This window comes from Oligoflexus tunisiensis (assembly GCF_001748245.1).
Lineage (GTDB): Bacteria > Bdellovibrionota_B > Oligoflexia > Oligoflexales > Oligoflexaceae > Oligoflexus > Oligoflexus tunisiensis.
Genome location: NZ_BDFO01000001.1, coordinates 4,580,352 through 4,601,702 on the forward strand (window position 1 = coordinate 4,580,352; position 21,351 = coordinate 4,601,702).

At 55.7% G+C, this 21,351-nt stretch carries 19 protein-coding genes; 8 read left to right on the forward strand and 11 right to left on the reverse strand.

Translation table 11 applies throughout. The features are described 5' to 3' along the window. Positions 1-263: 263 nt before the first annotated feature. The 3 genes from OLTU_RS31985 to OLTU_RS18950 all read left to right on the forward strand — a co-directional run bounded on the left by OLTU_RS31985 (position 264) and on the right by OLTU_RS18950 (position 3,358). Positions 264-1,313 carry a hypothetical protein gene (locus tag OLTU_RS31985; RefSeq protein WP_176736762.1) on the forward strand — a complete coding sequence of 350 codons (1,050 nt, stop codon included), beginning with the start codon at positions 264-266 and terminating at the stop codon, positions 1,311-1,313. Positions 1,314-1,388: 75 nt separating this feature from the next. Next, the gene (locus OLTU_RS18945; RefSeq protein ID WP_141734331.1) at positions 1,389-1,967 is read left to right on the forward strand and encodes a hypothetical protein; all 579 of its coding nucleotides are present in this window, start codon (positions 1,389-1,391) and stop codon (positions 1,965-1,967) included. 83 nt (positions 1,968-2,050) lie between these two features. Continuing rightward, positions 2,051-3,358: a hemolysin family protein gene (locus OLTU_RS18950; protein WP_141734332.1), complete on the forward strand. Its 1,308-nt coding sequence runs from the start codon at positions 2,051-2,053 to the stop codon at positions 3,356-3,358. Here OLTU_RS18950 and OLTU_RS18955 read toward each other — a convergent pair. Then, positions 3,337-4,443: an AI-2E family transporter gene (locus OLTU_RS18955; RefSeq protein ID WP_141734333.1), complete on the reverse strand. Its 1,107-nt coding sequence runs from the start codon at positions 4,441-4,443 to the stop codon at positions 3,337-3,339. The two genes, OLTU_RS18950 and OLTU_RS18955, sit on opposite strands and share 22 nt — an antisense overlap. Positions 4,444-4,587: 144 nt before the next feature. Between OLTU_RS18955 and nhaA the strand changes: the two genes are divergently transcribed. After that, entirely contained in the window at positions 4,588-5,904 is a 1,317-nt protein-coding gene (gene nhaA, locus OLTU_RS18960; protein ID WP_141734334.1) for a Na+/H+ antiporter NhaA, read from the forward strand. A 5-nt stretch (positions 5,905-5,909) separates the two neighbouring features. On the opposite strand, the gene OLTU_RS18965 is transcribed toward nhaA, so the two are convergent. The 7 genes from OLTU_RS18965 to OLTU_RS18995 all read right to left on the reverse strand — a co-directional run bounded on the left by OLTU_RS18965 (position 5,910) and on the right by OLTU_RS18995 (position 12,931). Continuing rightward, complete coding sequence (locus tag OLTU_RS18965) at positions 5,910-7,433, reverse strand: hybrid sensor histidine kinase/response regulator (protein WP_141734335.1); 1,524 nt, start codon at positions 7,431-7,433, stop codon at positions 5,910-5,912. An 86-nt stretch (positions 7,434-7,519) separates the two neighbouring features. Continuing rightward, positions 7,520-8,563: an ROK family transcriptional regulator gene (locus tag OLTU_RS18970; RefSeq protein WP_176736763.1), complete on the reverse strand. Its 1,044-nt coding sequence runs from the start codon at positions 8,561-8,563 to the stop codon at positions 7,520-7,522. Positions 8,564-9,000: 437 nt separating this feature from the next. After that, positions 9,001-9,726, reverse strand: coding sequence for a PA14 domain-containing protein (locus OLTU_RS18975; protein WP_141734337.1), 726 nt, complete (start codon positions 9,724-9,726; stop codon positions 9,001-9,003). Positions 9,727-9,946: 220 nt separating this feature from the next. Then, complete coding sequence (locus OLTU_RS18980; RefSeq protein ID WP_141734338.1) at positions 9,947-10,504, reverse strand: hypothetical protein; 558 nt, start codon at positions 10,502-10,504, stop codon at positions 9,947-9,949. 321 nt (positions 10,505-10,825) lie between these two features. Continuing rightward, positions 10,826-11,197, reverse strand: coding sequence for a DoxX family protein (locus OLTU_RS18985; protein WP_141734339.1), 372 nt, complete (start codon positions 11,195-11,197; stop codon positions 10,826-10,828). A 44-nt stretch (positions 11,198-11,241) separates the two neighbouring features. Further along, complete coding sequence (locus tag OLTU_RS18990) at positions 11,242-11,865, reverse strand: tRNA-uridine aminocarboxypropyltransferase (protein ID WP_141734340.1); 624 nt, start codon at positions 11,863-11,865, stop codon at positions 11,242-11,244. Between the two features lie 43 nt (positions 11,866-11,908). Beyond that, positions 11,909-12,931: a GGDEF domain-containing protein gene (locus OLTU_RS18995; protein ID WP_141734341.1), complete on the reverse strand. Its 1,023-nt coding sequence runs from the start codon at positions 12,929-12,931 to the stop codon at positions 11,909-11,911. 195 nt (positions 12,932-13,126) lie between these two features. Here OLTU_RS18995 and OLTU_RS19000 point away from each other — a divergent pair, with 195 nt between their 5' ends. Next, positions 13,127-14,092 carry a histone deacetylase family protein gene (locus tag OLTU_RS19000; protein WP_218110131.1) on the forward strand — a complete coding sequence of 322 codons (966 nt, stop codon included), beginning with the start codon at positions 13,127-13,129 and terminating at the stop codon, positions 14,090-14,092. A 71-nt stretch (positions 14,093-14,163) separates the two neighbouring features. Next, on the forward strand, positions 14,164-15,519 hold the full coding sequence (locus tag OLTU_RS19005; protein ID WP_141734342.1) for an aromatic amino acid ammonia-lyase: 1,356 nt from the start codon (positions 14,164-14,166) through the stop codon (positions 15,517-15,519). Here OLTU_RS19005 and OLTU_RS19010 read toward each other — a convergent pair whose 3' ends face one another. Beyond that, positions 15,520-16,770, reverse strand: coding sequence for a hypothetical protein (locus OLTU_RS19010; RefSeq protein ID WP_141734343.1), 1,251 nt, complete (start codon positions 16,768-16,770; stop codon positions 15,520-15,522). It lies immediately after the preceding gene. 153 nt (positions 16,771-16,923) lie between these two features. Next, entirely contained in the window at positions 16,924-17,076 is a 153-nt protein-coding gene (locus OLTU_RS32410; RefSeq protein WP_218110132.1) for a hypothetical protein, read from the reverse strand. Between the two features lie 108 nt (positions 17,077-17,184). Here OLTU_RS32410 and OLTU_RS19015 point away from each other — a divergent pair, with 108 nt between their 5' ends. Both OLTU_RS19015 and OLTU_RS19020 read left to right on the forward strand, forming a co-directional pair. Continuing rightward, positions 17,185-19,917, forward strand: coding sequence for a TonB-dependent receptor plug domain-containing protein (locus OLTU_RS19015; RefSeq protein ID WP_176736764.1), 2,733 nt, complete (start codon positions 17,185-17,187; stop codon positions 19,915-19,917). Between the two features lie 99 nt (positions 19,918-20,016). Beyond that, positions 20,017-20,277 carry a hypothetical protein gene (locus OLTU_RS19020; protein WP_141734345.1) on the forward strand — a complete coding sequence of 87 codons (261 nt, stop codon included), beginning with the start codon at positions 20,017-20,019 and terminating at the stop codon, positions 20,275-20,277. Positions 20,278-20,389: 112 nt separating this feature from the next. On the opposite strand, the gene OLTU_RS19025 is transcribed toward OLTU_RS19020, so the two are convergent. Further along, complete coding sequence (locus tag OLTU_RS19025) at positions 20,390-21,241, reverse strand: trypsin-like peptidase domain-containing protein (RefSeq protein WP_176736765.1); 852 nt, start codon at positions 21,239-21,241, stop codon at positions 20,390-20,392. Positions 21,242-21,351 lie beyond the last annotated feature (110 nt).

The window sequence follows — 21,351 nt, forward strand, 5'->3', positions numbered from 1 at the left end:
AATCAAGACTCCTGCGAGAAGGATGCCAGGCAGTGGAACCATACGGCTCAGTAAGTTTCGTGAACCCGAAAAACGCATTCATACGTGGATAATACAAGGCTCCGCGGGCCTTCCAGGTCCCTGTTCTGCCAGGGAAATATCAGCTTCGAAAAAACTTTGAAAAACCGGCAGCCCATCTTCCGAAATGTATTGCATGAGCAAGATCGTCCGCACGAAGAGCCACTGGAGGAAACCCATACCCTGACGCTCGAGGAGACTTGCCAATGTCATTGAACACGATCCATCTTAAACTTGCTCTCGTCCTCTCGCTCACCACTCTGGCGCCATTGGCCTGTAACAATCAAAAAACGCCGGAGGAGCTGGAGGAAGAGGAAAACTCTTCTGAAACATTCACCGACGGAAACATGAACCGCGACAACCGTGAAGGTCAGTCCGGTGATGCCGCCTTCATCAAGATTTATCCGGACGGCGAAGTGGTCCCAACGAAGGGAGCGAACACCACCGTGTCGGCTCCTGCGTCGACTTCAGCCGAGGGAACAGGAACGGCGACGGGTTCGACTTCAGGCGACAGCTCGACTGGTTTGCCCTCGGATGCGTCCTCTCCGGCGACTCCAACCGAGTCGGATCCATGGCCAACAGCTGATCAACCTGCACCATCGGCTCCGATCGACCCGCAGACTCCAGAGCCGACACCACCAATCGATGAAGAAACCACGAACCCGGCTCCATCGGATCCCACAACCTCCATCCCGGTGGAAGAAATTCCTGCGCCTGAGCCTCTGCCCCCTGTGGTCAGCGAACCGGCCCCGACGCAACCGGCTCCTGAGCCTGTGGTCGTCAATGAACCCGCTCCGGCTCCGGCACCCGGTGGCAACAGCAAGCTGATCCTGGATCCCTCACGTCCGATCCTGGAAGTGAACGAATACACCACGGCCTCAATTATTGCGGTCATGCCCAAGGCCAACCTTTCCATCGTGAGCATCGGCAAGCACAATCAGTTTGTGCCAGGCCCTTACGCGATCATGGCCAAGTGGACGACTTCTTCCAAAAAAGTAAAAGTCAAAGTGAACCATGGTCATGACAAGGACTGCGCGATTGATGAGTCCGAAGCGAACAGCGAATGGAAGACTTTGGGTATCTTCTATCTGACCAAAAATGCCAAAGTCATGATTACCAATACCGCTTACAGCAACTACAACGTGCAGAACGATTTCATCCTGAAGCCGGTGATTGCGGAAAAGCTGACCAAGCCTTCCATCTTCACCTGTCTGGGTGGTCAGGTTCTGGGTCACGGTTTGAAGGAATTTCAATAAGGTTGATGGATTGTTCATGAAATACCCGGGGCCTGCCGATACTTCGGCAGGCCCTTGTTATTTTGAGGTGCAAGCATGCGTGCGCTACTCGTTTCCCTGCTTCTGATGACCAGCACCGGCTTTGCCGCGGAACGGCAGTCCTATTTCATGCTGATGCCCGCCTCCTGGTATGGCTATCACTGGGAGGAAACACCGGAAGGCAACAGCAAATCTTCCGAGCAGAACACCATCATCACCGCCGCCTGGCGTTCGCCTTATTTTGGACTCTCGCTGGGTGGCTCATGGCTGCAGAACACCAGCCACGCGCGCGACAGCCGGATCAGGCTCTCCGGTCAGGGCTTAAGCCTGGGATTTGTGGGCGCGGGTTTTGTGTCGGCCTTTTATACTTTTCTGTATAAGCCGCGACTGGATTATGAATTCCCTGCCCTCGACGCCAGAACCAGCTACTATGATGGCTCGGGTTCCATCGTGGATTTCGGTCTGCATTTTGGATCGGGTTGGTTCCGTTTCGGTCCACGCGTCTTGCTGATCGATGTCGACTACCGCAGCTCCAGTGTCACGTCAGGAACCGAGACGGAGTCTGCTGCATTGGAAGGCAGCCCGTGGCGGGATCGCTGGGTGGAACCTTATCTCGGTATCTGGCTGATTTTTTAACCGCCCCCAATTCAACCCATGATACCCTCTCCACGCTGGAAGGCGCGAACCCGGAAATTTACGGTTGGAGAGGTTTTTTCGACATGGACCCAGGTACTTTGGCTTTGGAACTCGGCTTTATTATTGCGTTGGCCTTATTCAATGGCGTCCTCTCCATGTCAGAAATGGCGATGGTTTCCGCCAGAAAGATACGCCTGCAGCAGGCCGCAAAAGAGGGCAGCTCCGGTGCCAAAGCCGCGCTCAAACTCCTGGAAGAACCCTCACGCTTTCTCGCCGCCATCCAAATCGGTATCACCCTGATCGGCGTCTTTGCCGGAGCCTTCGGTGGCGCGAATATGGCCGAAAAACTGGGGAACTTTCTGTCCCAATTTCCTCTGCTCGCCCCCTATGCCTCATCCATCGGCCTCGGCAGTGTGGTGCTCCTTGTCACTCTTCTGTCCTTGATTCTGGGTGAACTCGTTCCCAAACGTCTGGCCCTGGGTTATGCCGAAGGTTTGGCCATCCTGATGGCAAGGCCGATCACCTGGCTCGCTTTCATATCGCGCCCGGCCGTGCACTTTCTCAGCGCCATGACGGAAGGCATCCTCAAACTGTTTCGTTATCAACAGCCCAAGGATCCCCCGGTCACTGATGATGAGGTGAAAATCCTCATCGAGCAGGGACGCCAGGCTGGTGTTTTCGAGAAGGAGGAGGAGACCATCTTCAAGCGCACCCTGAAGCTCAGTGATCGTTCCGTCTCCGAGGTCATGACGCAAAGGTTGCACCTGGTCTGCCTCAATATCGACGAGCCGATTGCTGGTCTGATGGAAAAGATCAGCCAATCCATTCATTCCTATTTTCCGGTCTACAAGGGCAATATCGATGAGATTGTCGGCGTGGTCTCGATCAAACATCTCTTCAGCCTGACAAGCCGCAATCTGCCAGTCGACCTGAAATCCATCATGCAGGAACCTGTTTTCATCCCCGAGAGCATGGCGGCTTTGAAACTCCTTGGCAAATTCAAGAGCACGGGCAAACACTTTGCCGTTGTCATCGATGAATACGGTGGGCTGAGCGGTGTCGTCACCGTCATCGACCTTTTGGAATCCATTGTGGGTGATCTGCCGTCGGAACATGACAAGGAATCCCATGGCGCTTTCGAGAGGGAGGACGGTTCATGGCTGACCGATGGCATCCTGTCGCTGGAACGACTCTCGGAGTTCGTTCCCGTCCCGGAGCGCGGCTTTTTTGAAGACGACTTTCAAACCCTGGGTGGCTTCATCATGGGCGAACTGGGGCACATCCCCCAGGTCGGTGAAAAGGTTATGTGGAAAGGCTGGTATTTTGAAGTCATGGATATGGACGGCAATCGGGTGGACAAGGTGTTGATTTACCCGCCTCGCGGTCGATGAAGGACGTGATCGGCGCCGAATTCCAAACCAAACCTGCGCCCTATAATGGGCCAGATCTGCAGCAGTGCAATCACCACCGCGGCCACGATAGGGCCCAGAAATATTCCAAGCAGTCCAAACATGCGAATGCCGCCAAAGATTGCAACAAGGCTGACCAGCGGATGCATCTGGCTGCGCCCCTTGAGAATCACGGCCCGGACCACGTTATCAACCGTTGATGTGATGATGCCGAGCACCAGCATGACGATGGTCTTCCAAAGAGACGACTGGGCATAAAGGTAAACGGTGCCGGCGACCCAGACGGGAAAACTTCCGACGAGCGGAATCCAGGAAAACACAAAGGTCGCGCCACCGGCCACGAATGCAGCCGGAATCCCAAGAATGGCATAGGCGAACGTCATCAACGCTGCCTGGAAGCCGGCGGCCGCTGTGTTGGCCAGAAGCACGGAGAGGGCCGTATCGTGAAAGGAATGAGCGATGCGGCGGCGAAAGTCAGCATCAAAGGGAATTTTTTCCACGGTCCAGTTCACAAGACGACGCCCATCAATAAGGAAAAAAAACAGGGCGAGACAGGCCAGCACCATCTGCAAAAGACCACCCGGAATGCCTTTCGAGAGGACCACAGCAAAGGACGTGATGGAGGACACCGTGGTATGAACCAGGGCGTTGAGCTGTTCCTCAAGATCTGCGGAATTCCCCAGAAAGGTTTGGATGGGCCACCATTCCTCCACGCGGGCCAGGATATCCTGCACGGAAAATTCACCTGACTGTGATACCCATGTTACGATAGCCATGGCCTGCCGGGACGCCAGGATCACAAAGCCCAGCAGCGGAACAACGATGAGAAGTATGGTGAATAATGTTATGATCGCTGCCGCTGTCTTGCGTCCCAAACCCTTCCGACAAAGACCATGATAGAAAGGGCTCGCGACGAGAGCCAGGATTCCACCCGTAATCAGCGTGATCAGATAGGGAGCCACCATTTTAAAGGCAATGATGGCGGAAAGAAACAGCACGACCAGGAAGACGAAAAATGGTGCCTTGGCCGGCTGCTTCTCTGTTAGTACTATAGGATGATGCTCCATGACCCGATCACCTGCTGAATCCAGACCCTGATCAACCCTTTATAGACCAATTTTTGAGAACTGTTCAGACAGGATTGATCCCGCCCTCGGATCGGTCGGAGACCCACAATTTTATGCAAGCCGGATTGCAGAGCGGAACATCACGTGACAAGCCATGACCAGAATCTGCCCCGTGGGCGCATCAATCAGTTCACCGCTCCCCTTGCGCGTTTTCTCAAGGTGGAGGCGGCTGCCGGAGCCCTCCTGCTCGGCGTGACAGCCGTGGCCGTCCTGATCACCAACTCGCCCTGGTCGGAACCGTTTCTCCAGTTCTGGGAGGCGCCGGTCGGTTTTCATTTCGGCCCGCTGGTTGTCAGCCGCTCGCTCCAGCATTGGATCAATGACGGGCTCATGACGCTCTTCTTTTTTGTGGTGGCGCTCGAACTGAAGCGTGAACTCGTGCTCGGCGAATTGCGCAGTCTGCGTATGGCCATGCTGCCTCTGGCCGGGGCTCTGGGTGGGATGTTGTTTCCCGCCCTGTTTTATCTGGCCTTGATGCGGCAGGAACCGGAATTGCACGGCTGGGGAACCGTGATGGCAACCGATACTGCGTTCATGATCGGGTGCCTGGCGATTCTTGGCTCCCGCATTCCCGCCAGCCTGCGGCTTTTCCTTTTGTCCCTGGCGATCTTTGATGATGTGGGAGCGATTCTGGTCGTGGCATTCGGTTATGGAGACGCCGTGAATTGGACCGCGCTGGGCCTGGGTCTGGCCGGTTTCGCCATCGTCGCGGGCGCCGCGTGGCTCGGGACCCGCAGCGTTTCCATTTATTCCATCCTTGGCATTGTCATCTGGGTGTGCTTCGATGCCTCCGGTCTACATGCCACTCTGGTGGGAGTCATCCTCGGCCTCATGACGCCGACCCGGGGCTGGGTCAGTGACACGCGCCTGCGTTCCATACTTGCTGTGGTCCTCTCCTATCCCAAAGGGGAACATTGGAGTGGTGATACCGTCGATCGCCGTGATCTCCGAAAGGCGATGATGGCTGCCAGGGAAACCCTGTCTCCGGTGGAACGATTGGAAATGAGACTGCACCCCTGGGTGGGCTTCGCCATCATGCCCGTTTTCGCCCTGGCCAATGCGGGCGTTGTGATTTCGCTGGAAGCTCTGGGGCAGCCGGTCGCGCTGGCGATTGTGATCGCGCTGGTTCTCGGCAAACCAGCCGGCGTCCTATGTATGAGCTGGCTCGCCGTTCGCATGGGCGTGGCCACGCTCTTTTCCAATCTCAACTGGGGTCTGATCGCGGCGGGTGGACTGCTCACGGGCATTGGATTTACCATGTCGCTGTTCATCGCCGGCCTCGCCTATGATCCCGCATCACTGACGGCAGCCAAGATTGGGATTCTGACCGCATCGCTCATTGCGGCAACGGCCGGCATACTCGCCTTGCTGGGTCTGACGTCCAGCAGAGCCAGGGAATAAATTGCTCAACTGAGCAGGCGTTTGATGTGCTCGACCAGCTCCACCACGCGGAAGGGTTTGTCGACGAATAGATCCGGCTTCAGATCGCTATGCTTGAGATCGCGTTCCAGACCGGCATAGAATCCGCTGAAGAGGATCACGGGGGTTTGCGGACTGGCGGCACGGACCTTGGCCAGGAGCTCAAAACCATCCACATCATTCATGCGAATGTCGGAGATGATCAGCTGAGGTTTGTGTCTTTGGAAAATGCTGAAGGCCCGGGCGCCATTGTCCGCTGTGTAGACATGAAAGCCGGCCGCGGTGAGCCCCTCCTCGGTGAATTCGCGGATTTCCTCGTCATCATCCACCACCAGGATGGTCTGGCCACTCGGCTGAATCTGATCCCGGTGCGAACCGAGGACGGAGGAGGCATTCGGCAAAAAGACCTGAAAGCAGACTTCATTGGCCTGCTCGCTGCCCACTTCGATGAAGCCTTCATGCAGCTCCACCACCTTGTGAACGATCGTCAGACCAAGGCCGACGCCATCCTTGAGCGCCTCGGCATTGCTCCCCTGAACAAAGGGTTCAAACAGTCTTTTGCCTTCCGTCGCGGAAATATTTTTGCCGGGATTGGTCACCTTGCAGACAGCATAGGTGAGTCCATCGCGTGCGGCCAGCTGCGTCTGCACCGTGATCTGGCTTTTCACCGGGGAATATTTGATGGCATTCATGATCAGATTTTCCAGCACCTGCCGGATGCGGCCGGTATCAAGATAGACCTTGATCTCATCGGTATGCCGGGCCACGATGGTTTGTTCTTTCTGCTGAGCCACCAGTCTCAAGGACTTCACGGCATCATCGACCAGGGATGAGTAAAGCACCTGATCGAACGCAAGCTGGAGACCACCCTGGGAACGCAGGGAATCCAGAAGACCGGTCACCAGAAACTGGGCGCTGTCCGAATTGCGCTTGATCCTCTCGATAAAGGATTGCAGCTGCTCGGAAATCGTCTGCATATGTTCGGGAAGCTGAACGTAATCCACCGCGAGCTGAATCACCGACAAAGGGGCCCGCAGATCGTGAGCGACAATGCCGAGGTATTCATCCCGTCGCGCCAGTTCCTGTTCCAGATTGCTGACCTGTTCGGAAACACTGCGTGCCTGCGGCATGAGCCAGCGTAAGAGCTGCACCGAAGTCAGATGCCCCACGACGCTGCCGGCCTCGCTGCGCACGATCACGGGGCGATGAATATCCTCGCTGAAAAACTGGATCAGCATCGCGGAGGTGACATCGGTCGGGGCGACAATGGTTTCCTGCAGCTTGAGTTGCCCCAAAGTCCGGGTGCGGCCGCCCTCTTCCATCAAGGCCTTGGCAACCCTGAAGCTATCAAGGCATCCCAGGATCGTGCCGTCGTCAGACTGTACGATTCCCAGCCGACCGGGTTTTCGGAGTATGGGCCCCAAAGCCTGGTCCAGCTCCACGGCATCGGGCAGCAGGACAAAATCAGTGTCGAGTATCTGCAGCACATCCAAATGGGATTCCGGCTCCATGCTTTCCCGTCCTCGATGGCAGTCGATGCCTTTGAGACTTCATCATAGCAACCCCCATCCCGTTTGGATACTCAAAGACTTTGGCTTCAGGGCGCGACCGGAGCCTCCTCAGTCCAGGCCACCGCATGACTTGCGGCAGGGCTGGTCGGAAAGAGCGTAAAATCCTCGAGAGCCAGATGCAGAATCTGGGTTGAAGCTCCCAGCGCCACCTGACTTTCACCCATGCTGCCAAAGTCGAGACGGATGCGTCTCTGTCCCAGTCCCTGCAGTTGGTCGCCCACCGCCTGGCGCAAAGCACGCAGACGCTCGATGTTCCGCTCCAAAAGGTCCTGATCCAGGACCACGCTATCAAGATCAAGAAGAGCGAGAAGATTGGTGATCAGATGCACCAGCGCACGATCCTCGTCACCATTCAGGGCCGGATGGAGCGGCGCGGCGTTCCCGGCCATCCCATGGCTTCCGCGATGCACACGGCCGTCGAAGACAAGGCCCACCTGCCAATGCGGGGTAATATACGCAAGGTTTCCTGGCCCTTTGGGATTTTTCCACCAATGTTCCGCCAGCGCCCCCAGGTTCGCCTCCTTTTCGAAAGCCACAGGCAACTGAATTTTTTCGCGGATCATATTCTGCAGATGATAGCCTCGCCATTGCGGAAAATGCTCTTCACTCATGGCGCTCACGTCGGCATTCGGATGCACCGGACCGGGCAGCCCAAAGCCGATGCCGATCAGCGGCTTGCCCTCTTCGAGACAGAGGTTTTTGGCTCTCTGAATCCAGGCAAAGATCCTGGCGAGGCAGGTCTCAGGTTCATCCTGGATGGGACAGGTTTCCTGCCACCAATGGCGAATCCCAGCCCGCAGATTGGTGATCGCCACACGCAGACGCTGTGGCTGCAAATCAAATCCCAGTATGGAGTAGGCATCTTCATTAAAGGAGAGGATCACCGGCCGCCGACCACCATTGGAATGCCCAGTTCCTGTTTCCGTAACCAGGCCCCGGCGGATCAGGTCACCAACGATGGTGGAAACTGTGGAACGGCTCATGCCCGTTCTTTGTGAAATATCAGCCCGCGATATCGCATGATCACGCCAGATCATTTTCAAAAGCGTGCTGCTATTGAGAACGCGCATGTGGGCCGAATCCAAAGTCTCCATATCAGGTTTATCTCCACTTACAATTTCCACTAACATCCCCCATCGTTCACCCAGTTCAAAAATGTAAGGGTTCGGAGATTCATACCTTTTTGCATACGCTGACGCCAAGGGATTTCCACCAACTCGTGTTTGCGAACAGAAACACGATCGTCATGGTGAGCGAACAAAGTCACGTGATGAACTTTTGATTTCATACCAGAGTGAAGTTCGCGAGCGCCGCGTCCGCACGCTCAAAAATTACGCTATACTAAAATGGGATTTTGCTGGAATCAAGCGTCAGGCATGGATTACGTCAGCGAATATTTTCGCTGACATCGGGCTCGATCCCAGACTATTCAGGAAGGTACATTATACAAAATGACGATTCGTACGGTAATCGTTCAAAGTTGAAACCAACTTTTTACTTGCCCTCTTTAGTTCAAGGGCCGCTTCATCAATGCTCTAGGAATATAGGTGAACTCGGTGTCATTCGGCCCTTTCCACATCAGCTCCAGAGCGATTTCAAAGCGTGGTCCCTGGAAGTAGCTGACCTGAAAATTGGCATCACCCGCTTTCAGTTCCACAGTGCCGGTTTTTTCCTGCGCAGGGTGCAGGCCGTCATTGTCGATGACCAATTGATTGGCAATATAAAGATTCGCGCCGTCGTCGGCCACAAGTTTGAACGTGTAAAGCCCATCCTGCGGCACATTCACGATAAAGCGCGTATCAAGGCTGAACCATTCGAAGAGATCCGCGACGCCGGGAAAGCCTTCGGAAAATCTGCGGACTTTGATATCGAGTTGAGCCAGGCAAATCTTCTTGATGGCTTTCAAGAGGCTATAGTCAGGAAGCTTCGGCGTATCGGGAGCCAGTTGATAGAGATCAGCCACGATCATTCGATCGGGTTCGCTTGCGCATTCCGCAAACAAGGGATTCTTTTGAACCTCAGTGCTCCTGGTGGGCATTTCCTCGACCAGAATATCGACCGGGATGGGCGCTGGCACATCCTCGGGCTCAGTCGGAACAGGTTCCTCGACCAGGTCATCGCTTTCCGGTGACGCGAGAACAGCCGTACCGCTGCCCTCTTCAAATTTGCCACCGGAACAGCCCAAGGTGAGGAGCAGCAAAAAAGCTTGACCGGACTTGGAAAACTGAGTCATGGGGTCCCCTCCAGGACTTGCAATACCGTCTCTATAATATCGGTTGGGTTCGGGGGGGACTGCACAAGGTCCTTATTACATCGTGAAAATACAGGGCTTTTCCGACTGAATTGCAATTCCCGCACGAGGCGCTGGAGGCGTTCCCGGAGGAAACAAATGGAAACAGGGGCCTCTTGGGAAGGCCCCTCAACTGTCAATAGAGGTTGCAGACGACCCGGGATCAAGCTCCCAGGGCTGCGACGAGATCCATCAGAGCGTCAATGATTCCGGCCACATCGAGGTCCATAACGGCCGCGATAAGGTCCATGATGGCAGCAACGACACCGGCCGCATCCACCAGACCAAAGCCACCAAAGATCGCTTTGCCAATCGCCTCTTTCGCAAGGTCATTCGACAGCTCGGTCACGGCTTCCTGATCACCGGCGTTGGCCGCAGCGATCAGAGCCATGGTCTTCTCAGACATGGCTGCACTTTGCTCGGGGCTGAGATTGCTCTGAGCAAAGATGGTTTGGACCTGCTGTTCCATGGCCACCATATCCATGGCGCCGTCAGCGGGAGGATTGGCGGTCGTCATCACTTCAGCCACGTCAGAGGCTGAAATTTGATCAGGCACAGCTGCGGGTGCTGGTTGTTCAGCGGCAACTGCGTCCTGCACAGACTCAGCCTGGGTGGTCGGCGTGGTGGCCTTTGCGGGCTGACCAGCCGTCGATTTCACCGGTTGGGGAGCCTGAGCACAAGCCACAGAGACCAGAATCAGACCCAAAGTAATAATACGCATGCGCCTCTTTCCTTTCCTTTAAAAGTTCGTCAAGCCCTTGTGCCTCTTGTTATTCAAGTTTGGGGCCAGAGTGCATGTCCTGTAAAATCAGCGACCTGACACCTCATGACTTGTGAAATTCCGTGCTGGCTACACCGCACTGCCCGCTGTTTTTGGTTTTATCTCGATGATTTGATTCAGGAAGGGGGCTGCTGTAGCCTAAAAAATGGGAATTCGAGTGGGTCGCGACAGGTCTTTTTCAAGGAAAGATGTGAGATGTCGGCTCGTTAAGGGTGAAGGTCCATTTCGGGAATGGACCCCGTCCGACATCCCGGAGACGGCTTATTGTATGGGTTTTCGCAGACCGAGCAAGGGCAGGATATTATCGAAATACCGCAGGCCAAACCCAATCCAGACCAGAACGCCAATGATGATCTGCATGACGAAGGCATCGCCCACGCGCAGATGCGTGAAGATTGCTCCACCGATCCAGCCGGTGAGGAGTATGGCTCCTACAAATGCTGTGCGCGGGATGAGAAAGAGCAGGGTCAGCAGGATTTCGGCAATCCCCAGTGCTTTGATCTGTCCAGGATCGATTCCAAACTGGTTCAAACCATTGAGCACTTCCTCAGTGGCCATGACCTTGTTGAAACCGCTGAAAAGCAGGAGAATACTCGGCAGGACAGACAACACCCAACCTACTTTTGATCTCATTGTGATTCCCTCTTTGATTGCTGCATGGATGAGCTGATTGTAGGTCAGCCGGAAGTTGAGCGCAATCCTGCAGAATCCCCAATGCCGCGACTTGCGAGGGTGCGCGTGACCATCAACTGAAAAAGATCTTCCAATGCTTTCTGCACAGCCGGACCTTCCAGGATGCCGAACGTGCGCGCAATCGCTTCGATGGTCGCAAGGCCTTCCGCCTTGGTCTCCCGGCGTACCCGATATGCCGTCGGTGGACCAGGAGGCAAACGCACACAGGGCAGCGTGGCCATCACCGGATCGCGGCGTCGCATCTTGCTCGTTTGCCGCCAGTTGCCATCCGGCACCACCAGATGAAAGGGACCGGCTGTCGCCACCCATTCCGGAGTGAGAAGAATGGCATCATCCGCCGGATAAAGTAAAACGGCTGGGCGATCCGTGGGCAGATGTTCACTCAAATCGTAGGGCGCATCCTCCACACCACGGCTCAGGATCACGCTGTTGGGCAGAGCCAACGCCGCGAGCCGACCGGTATTGGTGGGCACTTTGATTTCCCGTTTATTCATCACGAGGATCAGCTTGGTCGCCAAATTCAGGTCAGGAATTTGCGCGCAAAGGCAGAGTTCCTGTCGCATCAAACAGCGACGACAGCGCTGCTCGTATTTTTTTCGTGAGCTCATGGCACGCCCCCAGGCAAAGGGAGGCAGCTTAACACAAGCCGGGTCAGGCCGCCAGGATCAGGCGATCCCGGCCCTGCTGCTTGGCATCATAAAGGGCCTTATCCGCCCGTTTCAACCACTGTTCCACCGATTCGCCGACCTGGAACAGGGCCACGCCTGCCGAGACGGTGATGGCGAGATCCTGATCATTGTGGCTGATTTTCAGGGTGCGCACCCGCCCGAGCAGCCGCAGGGCGAGGTCCTGGCCTTCGTTCAGGTCGGTGCCCTGCAGAAGGACAGCGAACTCTTCGCCGCCATAGCGCGCGACGAAATCCGTCTTGCGTGGAAAGGACTGGGTTAACGTGCGGGCAAACGCAGTAATCACCGCATCACCGGCAGGATGCCCATAGCTGTCGTTGATTTTTTTAAAGTGATCGATGTCGAACATGATGAGGCAGGACTTCTGCCCGGTAAGAAAGGAAAACTGCGCGGTCTTCCGAATCTGCTGATCGAAGGTCGCTCGATTGTAAACATGGGTCATGCCGTCGAGCTGCAACTGACTCTGCACCATCTGCAGTTCCGATTGCAGCGTTTCCATCTGTTTCTGAAAACTGTTCTGCAGCCCTTCGAAATCCTTCTGTCTGGCCTTCTCAAGCTCCGTCAGGGACGTTAAAACTTCCTTGACGGTCTGCTTCACGGACGCAAGGTCCTGGGCCACAAGAGCCTTCTGCAGATGCGTGCGCATTCGAAGCAGAAGGCCGTCATCCTTCTGATGCGCATCGAGCAGAGTAAAAATCTGGTCCATGCCTTGCCACATGAGTCCCCGCAGATCGGTCAGATACCGTTTCCCATGCGCGGTTTCCTCAGCACGGGTCTCGTGAAAGCTTTCCCGAAGGCGATCGAGGGCCTTGCGGGCGTCGCCACCAAAGCGGGCCTTGATCACATTTTCGAAGACGGTTTTGTATTCCCACTTTTCGAGTTTGAAGATTTGATTCCGCGTTTGACTGTAATAGTCCAGCACGTCGCGAAACAACGCTTCAAAAGGGGAAAGCAAAATGGATTCGTCCTGGTCCTTGCTCTTGCTCATTCTTTGTTCTTTCCACGAGTTCTCCTCGGGTCTTCGGCAATTTCTGCCGGGGGATTAGGTCGCGACCGCTGCGGGCGCACCGGAATTGGCCCTCAAAACCTTGATATCGCAGAGGTCCCGACGCATTTTTTGGAAAGTCCGCAAGGATTGCGCCGGACCGGAGAGCGCTTTACAAGGCCCGGAGCTTTTGCGAGAATGCTGCCTTTGGAAAGCCAGCCGGAGGGTTCGCACGTCATGGTTTGTGTCTTCGCTGATCCATTGTTTGAAAAGCACCGCACGGGTTACCATCCTGAGTGTCCCGAACGCGTTCAGAATACCGTCCGTTATCTGGAAGCGATTCCCTGGTTTACGAAGCTGCCGCGGGGCCGGATCGTGGCCGCGCATGATCAATGGATTCTGCGCACCCATAGTGAACGCATGCTGGAGCAGACGCGGGAACTCTGTGCGGCGGGTGGCGGACATCTGGATCCGGATACCTTCGTCTCGCCCGATTCCTTTCAGGTCGCACTGCATGCGGCCGGTTCCGCCATAGCCGCCGTGGACCGTGTGCTGTCGGGTCCGGATGCTTCGGCCTTTTGTCTGATCCGTCCGCCCGGGCATCATGCGACGCCGACCGAAAGCATGGGCTTTTGCATCTTCAATAACGTGGCGATCGCCGCGCATTATGCGCGTGATGTGCACCATCTCGATCGCGTGTTGATTGTCGACTTTGATGTGCATCATGGCAATGGCACGCAGGATATTTTTTACGATGATCCCGCGGTGCATTTTCTCAGCATCCATCGTTATCCTTTTTATCCCGGCACCGGACATGAATCCGAAACCGGAACCGGTGCCGGGCTGGGTGCGACGCGGAATATTCCGGTCAGCTTCGGAACCTCGCGGGCCCGCTATCATGAACTGTTCCGGCAAGGGCTCGAAGCCAGCATCCAACAAAACCAGCCGCAGTTGATCATGATCAGTGCCGGTTTTGATGCGCACAAGGATGATCCGATCGGTTCCCTGGGTCTTGATATCGAGGATTTTGAAATCATGACCCGCACGGTTCAGGAGGCGGCGGATGCGCATTGCAACGGCCGGATCGTGAGCTGCCTGGAAGGGGGATATAACCTCGACAAACTGCCTCTGCTGGTGGCGGCGCATTTGAAGAATTTGCGATGAGGCTGCCTCTTGTCATCGCCCGCATTCCCGCCTAAGCTATCGATTTTATGTAATCGCGGGAGACCACCATCATGCAGCTTCACCTGGATCACCAAACCGGCCTGGCGGATCTCTATCGACTGGGTGAATCGGCCACAAGCTGGTCTCTTGATACGGCCGCCACACAGCGCGTTCAAGTGGCCTGGCAGCGTCTGATGCAGCATCTGGAAACGGATGGCGCTGCGATTTACGGCCTTCACACCCACTTCGGCCACAATCTTTCCACACGTGTCCCCATTCAGGACTGGCAGACCCACCAGGAAGCCCTGCTGCGTTATCTTTGCGTTGGTATCGGTCCAAGCCTTCCGGAACGTGTCGTCCGGCGGGCCCTGCGTCTGCAGTGTCATAAAATGGGGCTGGGTTATTCCGGTCTGCATCCCCTCACCTTTCAAAAACTTTTGGAACTGGCGGATGCTCCAAACCTGCCAGCTGTGCCGAGTCTCGGCAGCCTGGGGGCCAGCGGTGACCTCATTCCCATGGCGCATGCCGTGCAGCCGATTTTCGAGGAGCTAAAGCCCCAGGGTCCCCGCGATGTCCTGGCTCTCATCAACACGAATGCCATGATGGCCTCATTGGCGGTTGACATCTGGCATGACCTCACGGCCTTGCAGACCAAAGTCACCTACGGCTGGCTTCTGCATGCCGAAGGTTTGGGCTGGAAAAAACAGGGTTTTGGTCATGCCGGCTGGCAGGCGGGGAATCAATTTTCGCCTGCGCAAAGGCGCTGGTTCGATAACGTGCAGGCCTGGCAAACGGCCTTGCAGAATCAACGGGACGCTGGAACGGAAGGTCCGGCCGTGCTCCAGGAGCGCTATTCCATCCGTTGCGCGCCGCAGATTTTCCTGGATATTGAAGACAATCTTCAATTTGCCGGCGAGAAAATTCAACGCGAGGCTCTCAAGCTCGCGGATAATCCTGTGGTCCTGGAGGAAGGCGTCTGGCACGGCGGGCTCTTTTATACCGCAGCCCTCGCCAGCGCGGCCGAACTCATGCAAAATGCAATCGTGCGCCTGGCCGATCTTATGGATCGCCAGATTCTCCTGACGGTCACCCCGGAAACCAATCACGGTCTGCCGGAAAATTTAAGCACCGCCGAACCCGGCAACCACGTAAAAGGTCTGCATCAACTGACCTCTGCGATCCTGCAGAAGATCAAGGGCATGAGTCTGCCCGCCTGTCTTCTCAGCTTTTCCTGCGAAAGCAACAACCAGGATGTGGTGCCAGCCTCGATGTCAAGTCTTCAGCTGGTTAAGGAATCCTGCGATCTTTTGCAGGAGGTGGCGCGCATCCACCGTTTTATCGGGGAACGCGCCTTCCGGCAGCGTCAGGGTCAGCCTCTGCCGCCGGAATTGAACCTCTCGCAATTTTCAAACTTTCGTCTGGACTGATCAGGCGCCGCAGGCCAGCGTGGTGAGCTGATCCGGATTCGTCACATCATCCAGCTTCAGATCCACTTTACCGATGATGGGCACATCGAGAATGGTGATCTTGTCGGCGCTCAGTTCCACGCGCTTCAGCTTGATGGGGATGCCGAGAGCTTTTTTCGCGCTGGCTTCCAGACCATAAAACTCGATACCGAGGGATGAAGCGCTCGGTTGATAGATGCGCTTGATGCCGAATTCCGCCGCAAACTTCATCTTGATTTCGCCGTTGTTCATATCACACTTCGCCGTGCTGCCGCGGACCAGCGCAACCGAAGCCAGATTGGTTCCGGCCTGACTCGACGTCCGCATCGTTTCCAGACGACTCATTAGATTGCCCAGCGCCTGCCCCATGCCATCGTCGGGCAGCAGCACACCCATTTCGCTCGCAGCCGTCGCAAAGAAGGCGCGTTCCAGCACGATCTGCCTTGTACTCGTGTTCAACCAGCTCACGAGCGGTGCCCCCGCCGCGATCAGATCCGGCAGAGCGATCTCCTTGCCATCAAGCATCGTCAGATCAAGACCAAAGGTCAAAAGGAGGCTGTCCAGGGCAAAATCCTGCGGCACGCCTTGCACCGCGCGATCGCTCAGCTCCAGACTGAAACTGCTGTCCTCGGCCACGGAAAGACCCTTTAAAACCGGAGCTTCCTCGGCCGCCTCAGCACTGAGCCCGAAACCGGAAAGCTGTATGGCTTCCGCAATCAGCTCCACTTTTTGCACGGGTTCCAGATTCCACAGCAGCCCGGCATCGGTTTTCAACTGCGATCCGGCCGCATGATGGGAAACCAGGGCACCGCTTTCGAGCCCACCGGATTGCCATTGCCTTGCATCGAGCCGCTCCTGAACATCCTGGTAGACATCCTCCAGATGCAGAGCCGTCAGCGCCTGCTTCAGACCTTCTGCGTCCAATTCCTGACGGGTCAAGCTGAATACCGATGGACTGCTCAACACACCGCGGGCCACGGTAGTGAGAGCCTTGAACTGAGCCGCTGTCAGAGGCGCGTCCTTCCCTGGTTCGACCACCGGACAATTCAATTGCCAGCCCGTACACCATTCCTGATAGGACTGGGTCGCGCCTTCATCGGCTTTCATTTCCGCGCGTTCACTGGAAATCTGCGGTCCGCATGCGGTCAAGCCCAGTCCCATGACCAGGAATAGTCCCATGGAATGACTCACTCCGCCGCCAAGCCTTCGAACACCAAGCGCTGCAAGGTTCATCTTTGTCCCCCTTCTTTCGTCTTAATTTTCAAAGCGAATTTTTATCTACACTGCAGAAGGCTGTTCCGACAGAAAAGGCATTTTTTCTAAATTGAGAGAAGGGTTTCTGCACATTGAACCTCTGCATAACATTTCACGGTCCGGCTCGCCTGTTTAACCCGCCGCAAAGTCTTTTGCTGCAAGATCCACAAAGATCATAACCTTTACAGAGTAACCAGCACGTGTGATGGAAGGAGCCAGCGCGATTTGTGACTCATCAATTTGCATTTTTTGTTTACTCCCAGCGAGTGTTTGTGTATCCAACAAGTAAATTTAATCGCATTCTCATCCTCCGCTGGAAGCTTTGATTCAGCGGGCTTTTCGCGATTTACTTAGGGAGTCTGCATGTCATTACAAACTGCCAGGAAGCAATACATGTTGTTTGCTTGTGCGATCGGCGGCCTTTTGCCCATTACAAGTCCATCGTTCGCGCAGGATACCGGCACGATTGAAAAACGGCCGGAGACCACTCAGGAAACCGAAGCGGCGAAGAAAAAGAGCGATGAGAAGAGCACCGAGAAGATGCAAGTCACGGGCTCGCGTCTTAAGAAGATTGACGTGGAAACCAGTGTTCCGATCAAGGTCATTGATCAGGAGGAGATTCAAAAGGCCGGTATCACCAGCGTTTCGGATCTCTTCCGCAACCAGACGGAGAACTCCTTCGGCAGTTTCAACGGTGGCAGCGGTTATATCTCGGATGGCCAGGCGACGATCAACCTTCACGGTATGGGCTCGGATCGCACCTTGATTTTGGTCAACGGCCGGCGCCTTCCTTCGGAAGCCTCGCTCGGTGGCGTGAACATCAACAATATTCCCATCGAGATGATTGACCGCGTGGAAATCGTCAAGATGAGCGCCTCGGCTGTCTATGGCGCCGATGCGGTGGCCGGTGTGATGAACGTTATCCTGAAAAAGGATTTCCGCGGCGTGGCCACAGCGCTCAGCAGCACCACCTCCGAGCAGGGCGGAGGGGATAACCTTTCCTTCAGTGCCGTCGGCGGCACCGATTTTGGAAATACGAACGTCACCATTTCGGTGGGTGGGGCTCGCACCACTCCCGTTTATACCCGCGATCGCGATGATCTTTGGGGCTATAAAGGCAACTACGCATACAGCGCTTATGCCAACCCTGAGGGCACGTACAGCTGGGCCCTTGTTGACCCAAACAACGTCAACAACGAACGCGACGAGTTCGTTTATCGTCCAAGCCCGAACTGTCCGACGGAAAACCAAATCGCCTTCGCCAATGCTCCGGACGAGGTGATGTGCCGTGGTCTGCGCCGTGACGCCAGTACCGGTCAAATCACGACCAAACGCCAGAACTGGCACGCCATGGCCAATACCAATACCGAGTTGAACAATGGCATTAACATCAACACCACGGCCATGTTCGCGGAAACGGAAACCATGGGTGACAAGGTTCCGCGTATCGGCACCACCGATCCGCTCACCGGCATGGAATACATGATGCGGCTCGCCGATGCTCCCGCGGATCTGCAGGCGGAAGTGGGTCGGCTGGGTCTCGTCACGGACGATCAAACCATGATCAAGGTCCTTTCCCGTTCGCTTCCCTATGTAAAAGGCAATACCCAAAGCCGTGATACGGCCATGGGCGGGATGGTCGGCATCGGCGGGGCCCTGGATAACGCCTGGGATTGGCAGTTGGATCTGTCGAGCTTCGGCACCATCCGTCAGCGCTATTACAACCGAGTCGATGATAAGCTGGCCTTCTCGGAGAAAATGTTTCCGAACGATGGCACGACACCCCAGTTGAACCTTTTCAATCCGGATCCTGCGACGCTGGATGAATTCTTCGTCAATCTCTACGGCAAGGAACGCAATGGCATCAGCGCGGCCACGGCCTATGCCACGGGCACGGTTGGAACACTGCCGGGCGGTGACATGGCTCTCGCCTTCGGTATGAACTATCAGCATGAGACCTATGAGCTCATCGCCGATGAAAAGGACAAACTCTTTTACAATGAAGGTCCACGTTACTGGGGCAGCGTGAATGCCGACGGTAAAGGTGAGCGTGATGTGAGTTCAGCTTTCGTCGAGCTGAACCTTCCGGTCGCGTCGCGCACGGAACTCGGGCTGGCGGGTCGCCTGGACAATTACAATGATTTTGGCAGCACCTTCAACTATGCAAGTTCTCTGGGCTATTCTCCCTTTACCTTTCTGAAACTGCGGGCCAACTATGGCACCAGCTTCAAGGCTCCTTCGCTGCAGATGCTCTATGACAAATCAAGCGGCGGTTACCTGGGTGTGAGAGACACAACCTACTGTAACGTGGATCTTGGACGTGACAACCCCTGCGGTGAGGATATCCAGAGCTATTCCGTTTACGTGAACAATCCGGGCAACGTCGAGCTCGAAGAAGAGACCGCTGTGGCGTATAACCTCGGTTTCATTTTGCAGCCGGTTGACTTTTTCGACTTTACGGCCGATTACTGGGCGGCCAAGGTTGAAGGCATGCATTCCCAGGAGGATCTGAACACGATCGTCGAGCGGGCCAGCCAGGGTCTGCCGATCGGAAGTTCCCAGGTGATTCGGGTGGAGGATCCCAATCGTCCGGACAATGGCAAGATTTCGCGGATTGAAAACAGCTACGCGAACCTTGGTACAATGACGACCAGCGGTTTCGATTTGGAATCGAATTTCAACTGGAACATCACCAGCACGCAGATGAATTTCCGCACGCGTTATTCCAACGTCCTCTCGCGCAAGGAGCAGATCGCCGCCGGCGCACCGAATGAAGAGTTCGTCGGTTCCTACGCGCAGCCGCGGTACCGCACGTCGAATACCTTTGTCGTGCGCAACGGGGGACATCGCTGGAGTGTGGATTCCTTGACCATAGGTCGGATGGAAAGTTCGATCTTTTATCGCGACCCAAGCTATGGCTACATCAAACCCTTCACCCGGTATGATACAACCTACAGCTGGGACCACCCTTGGAATGGAACGATATCCCTGGGTGTCTTCAACCTGGAGAATAAGATCGGTGGTATCCACACCACCAATCGCGAGACGGGAACGCTCGCGTACAGCGGCTATAACTACGACGCCCTGGGCCGTCGCTACTATGTAGCACTCCGGCAGCGAATGTAAGAGCTGGAAGACTCGCCGACAGGCCGAGGCGGGCGGGATTTCCGGTGGGAAATCCCGCTTTTTTCATGTTACGAAAAGATTCAACGTAGGAGGGAAGGCATGACACGTCGCTGGCTCGTCGCCATAAGTTTGCTCAGCGTCCCCGTCGGGGCCCAGACAGAGAACAAAGTTGACATAGGTGGTCTGCTGGAAAAAAAGCCTTGCGATGACGATAAGAAAAAACCCGAAGGTACGGCGGCCCAGCCTCCTGCCCCCAAACCCGAGGCTCCGCTGCAGGGTTTCCTCGAAACCCCACCGGCGGAGAAAAAGCCGGAGCAGAAAAGTCTGGGCGCCGTGCCGGCTATGGGGAACTGCAAGTAGGCTTCATCCGGCGCCACCCCTGAAGGGGGCCGCCACCCACTCCATCCATCGTCACCCCCGAAGGGGGCCGCCACCCACTTCATCCATCGTCACCCCCGAAGGGGGCCGATCGTCACCGTGGCAACTGGCAACCCGGAACCGTCAAATCCACATTCCTATCCGCATCACGGCAGCTGTAGATCCAATGGGTCTGCTGGGCATAACCCACTCCCTTTTGATAAGTGATGTTGCCATCCTTATCCACCTCGCAGGGGTTATTCACCGTACACTCGCGTCCTGATTCATTGATCGTATTATTCACCGCCAGCACCATCCGCGAACCCTTCTCAATCACAGGCGAGCCCGAGGTTCCACCGATCACCTCACAACCCGGCCGGCTGTAACGCACCGACCTCGAGAAGGTCCAGTTCCCTTCTTTCAGCGTATCCACGATCGCTTCCACCTGGCAGCTATACCCCCTTTTCCAGTAACCCGAGATCACCTCGATGTCGGTCCCGACCGAAGGCTCGCCGCTGGCCAGAGTCAGCGCCTGCGTCTCATACTTATTCAGGATCTCCTGATACGTTTCCTTCAGGAGGTAAAGACTCATATCCGTTTTCGTCATGGTCGCATACAAAAGCTTCGTCGCCGTCACCCGTCCCAGGCGCGATCCGGTGGAACTCAGGACATCGAAGGAGCGGCTGGCGGATTGATTGTTAATCACCTTGCCCGGCTGGATCATGCTCACGCAGTGACCATTGCTCAAGACCATGGCCTGATCCGAATCCAGACTATCCTCGAACCGCACCAGACTTCCCGAGCAGTTCGACAACGCCACGATTCCTTCAAAATCGTAGGCCGCTGCGAAGGCTTCCGCAGCAAATTCCGGCGCGTCGGGCAGCGGCTTGCCAAACTCAGGAAAGGTAATGGCTTCCGCACTTAAGGAGTACCAGGCAAAGGGAACCGATAGTAAGAAACGCTTCATGTAGCATCCTCTCCAAACGAACATTTAAAATGGGCTCTTCTTCTTCATGGCTATCTATTCCGACACGGGAAAGCAATGCAGCTTTATTCAACGATTTCAGAGATCGTCAT